General features: G+C 62.2%; 1 protein-coding gene and 1 pseudogene. One reads left to right on the top strand and one right to left on the bottom strand.

The window, feature by feature from the left end; genetic code table 11:
• Nucleotides 1–331 precede the first annotated feature (331 nt).
• Nucleotides 332–775, top strand: a pseudogene (locus tag QHC67_RS18575) (recombinase family protein); the annotation flags it as partial.
• A gap of 53 nt (nucleotides 776–828) precedes the next feature.
• Here QHC67_RS18575 and QHC67_RS18570 read toward each other — a convergent pair.
• Nucleotides 829–3,725: Tn3 family transposase (locus tag QHC67_RS18570; RefSeq protein WP_319296631.1), on the bottom strand; the 2,897-nt coding region annotated here is incomplete at its 5' end.

The following is a 3,725-nucleotide window of genomic DNA, read 5'->3' as shown; positions in this document are numbered from 1 at the left end:
AAACTGGCAAAGGCAGCGCTTCATCAGCCCTCCGCTGCCAAACAGGCGTCAGAACGCGAGGTTGATAGAGGTGCCCACCTGTTTGTCGCACATTGATGCGGAAGATGGCCGTTTTTGTGCTTGCGGGAGTCGAAGGCCGGTGTTCCGATCGCAACCCCATTAGCGGACGCTCGAGTCACAAATGGGGGGATCCAAAAACGGTCTTTCGTTCAGGTCGATCTTTGCCATCCCGGTCGCTTTTGATGCAAAAATCAAAACTTTTGCATCAGATTGAAACCTGAGGAAAACCAGCCCCTTCCCTGATGCAAAAATCTGATGCACGATTTCGGTCATGATATACGGTTATGCGCGCGTCTCAACCACCGGCCAGGACTTGGCCCAGCAGCTCGCCCAGCTCACCGCCGCCGGGTGCGTGAAAATCTACCGAGAGAAGATCAGCGGCGCGACGGCCGAGCGGACCCAGCTCAAGCGCGCGATCGGCGCGCTTGACGATGGCGACGTGCTGATGGTGACGGCGACCGACCGCCTTGCCCGCAATACCCGCGACCTGTTGAACATCCTCCATGCGGTGAAGGAGGCCGGGGCTGGCTTCCGTTCGCTGGCCGAGCCGATGGTGGATACGACTTCGCAATTTGCCGAGGTGATAATCGCGGTGTTGGGGATCGCGGCGAGCTGGGAACGGGAGCGGATCACCGAGCGCACCGCCGCAGGGCGTGTCCAAGCAAGAGCGCGTGGCGTCAAATTCGGACGTAGGAGCGCCCTCACACCACATCAGGGGTCGTGCGGCTGAGCGGAACAAGAAAGTGTCGTAAGGGGCATTATTTCTTTTCAAAAGTCCCATTCGGAATTAGGTTGGCGTAGCGGTCTGAGGCCGCCGTTTGCGACGGCGTCGGGCACGGAGAAGTCGTAGCTCCCGAGGAAATTGATGTGACGCCAGAATATCGGCGAGAGTCGAGCGATATCGGCGGGCAGCGGTGGCGCCCCGGCCTCGCTGAGTTGGCGCACGGTTTCCTGCATGTAGACAGCGTTCCAGTGGACGATGGAGTTGAGGGCGAGACCGAGGACCCCGAGCTGCTCCTCTTGGCCTTGACGCAAAGGGCTTCTGATTTCGCCCCGATCGCCGTGATGGACGCGCCGACCGAGCTTGTGGCGCAATTCCTGCCGGTTGAGCTGAAACAAGATCCGTCGGCGGAACGGTCGGTCGTCGATGTATCGCAGGATGTGCAGCGTCTTGATGATGCGCCCCAGTTCAGACAGGGCCTTGGCCAGGGTCGTTGGGCGGTCTTTGACCTGCAGCATGCGCATGACGCCTGCGGCCTTGAGGTGGCCGAGCTTGATCGACCCGGCCAAACGGATCAGGTCGGACCAGTTTTCCCTAATCAGATTGATTTTGATCCTGCCCCAGGCAATCTCATCGAATTGTCCGTAGCTCGCCTGGCGGTCGATGCGCCACAGCTTCGCGCCGCCGATGTCCGCCAGACGGGGGCTGAATCGGTAGCCCAGGAGCCAGAACAGGCCGAAAATTGCGTCGGAATAGGCAGCGGTGTCGGTCATAATCTCCAGAGGATCGAGCTCGGTTTCCTGCTCCAGCAGGAGAGCCAGGACGACCAAACTGTCGCGCAAGGTGCCGGGGATGACCGCTCCGGCCAGCCCGCTGAACTGATTGGAAATCATGTTGTACCAAGTGACGCCGCGCTCCTGGCCATAGTATTTGGGATTGGGGCCGGCATGTATGGCGCTCGACGGAGCGACAAACCGCATTCCGTCCGCGCTGGCCACCTCTCCGGCGCCCCAGTGGCGAACGATATCCAGGCGATTGTGGGCGGCAACGATCGCGGCGTTCGCCGCAGCTATGGTCTCAGGCCGAATGAAATTCTGATTGACCCAAGACAGCCGGTCGCGACGCAGAGCCGCAATTTCCGGGCGCACAACTGGCTCAAGACCGATGTTGCAGGCGCCGCCGACCAGGGTTGCGCACAGGCTTATCTCGAAGTGCTCGACGGTGGCCTGACGCTCGCTCAGATGGGTAAAGGACTTGGCGAATCCGGTTCGCGCCATGACTTCAAGAAAGATGTCGGGCATCCCCGCCTTCGGCATGCGCGTTTGGACGGCGCCGCGCAGCGCACGAAGGCTCTCGGATTCATCAAGCTTGTCGAGGGGCGTGACCACAATCCCGGTCTTGTCGGCGACCGTCTCGAAACGCAGGTCAGGATTGTGGCCGGCGCGCGCGACGACATGTCGATATGCCTCGTCGAGAAGGCGGGAGAGACCGTCAATCTCAGTGTCGGCTTCCAGAGATCGGCCCAGGGCGCGTGCCACCATCAACCTGGAATTGTGCCAGGACTCGCCCTCGAGCATCCCGCGCCGAGGATCTCCGTATCGGATGCCGGGCTTGGCGAACACATCGCGATGCTTGATCGCGAGACGCCATGCATCGATGATCGCGAAGACATAGGCTTTCGGGTCCCGCACACTGCCTTCATGATCCAGGACATGTTGCCTCCACGCCTTTGGGATCGCAGCGGTCGGTGCGCCGCGCATCTTGGCGAGAGACGACCAGTCGTCTACGCCCTTGAGGTAGCTGATCGCGGCCTTGACGTTTTTGCCGCCCGGGGCGGCGTCGGTCTCGATGCGGTTGGTGATTTCGAAGAACAATTTCCGGGCACCCCGCCACTTTCTCCGCAGTTGGTCGTAGGGCTTGCTCTCTGCGGGCTTGGCGATCGCCTCCACCTTGGACATGGCGGCCTCGATGTCGGGACGGGGCAACCGCTCGAAGAGCACATCTCTCCATTCATTGAGGGGCAGGACATCGTCGGTCAAAACCAACAGACCCATCGCGTGGAGCAGCATCGCGGCGCCATCGAGATCGCGCAGACTGCGCAGACGGTCCTGTTTGTCGGCGGCTTCGGCCCCCTTCACCAAATCGGCAAGCAGAACCTCGGCCAGCTCGGCGGCATCGTCCTGGGCCGCCGCTTCGAGCGTATGGAAGAGCGCGGCTACAGTCGCGGTTCGACGAGGCTCCTGAAGGGCCGCAATGGCCGAAGGCTTGCTGACACGCGCTACCCGCGCGAGCCGCTCAAGGGTTGTCGCGGGAACACCCCTTGGTGGCGCCGGCCGCAGATTGAACGCCCGGACCGCATCGAGCCGATCAAGGTGACGGAAGAGCTCGGTCGGCATGCGCTTGGAGGGCACTGTCCGCAGCGCGTCCAAGGCGGCGAACGTGGATGTGTCGCCATCGTCAAACAGGGCGGCGATGCGCGCGCGTTGGTCATCGCTCAAGCTGGCGACCAGATGGCGCCAAAGCCTGGTCCGCGCACGATCGCGGATTCTGCCGACCAATCGCTCGACGACCGTGACGCCTGGCAGCAGCACCTTGTTGGCGATCAGCCAGGCCGCCGCTCGATCAATCAAGGGGCCGGGCCGCTCGTCGCCGCTCCAACAAAGGGCGTAGAGCCATCTGGTCAATCGGAAACGCGCCACCGCGTTGTCGCCAAAGTCCGTGAAGCCGCAGTGCGTCCGGATGAGCGCGAGGTGCCGGATGCGCCGGCTTCCCGCAAAATAGGCGTCCACGTCCGTGGCGGGCTCAAGAGCGAGTTGTTCGATCACGGTCGCCAGGACCGACGCGGGGATCTCGGAAGGAGAGACTGGAAATGCGCCCAGAAACCGGGCGCTCGTCAGCATCACGGTGAAGCCGAGCCGATTATGGTCTCCGCGCAGAGTTCCAA

Origin of the sequence: Sphingobium sp., assembly GCF_033795625.1 — a bacterium.
Taxonomy (GTDB): domain Bacteria; phylum Pseudomonadota; class Alphaproteobacteria; order Sphingomonadales; family Sphingomonadaceae; genus Sphingobium.
The sequence above is the reverse complement of the archived record's forward strand: the minus strand, read 5'-3'. Positions and strand labels throughout refer to the sequence as shown.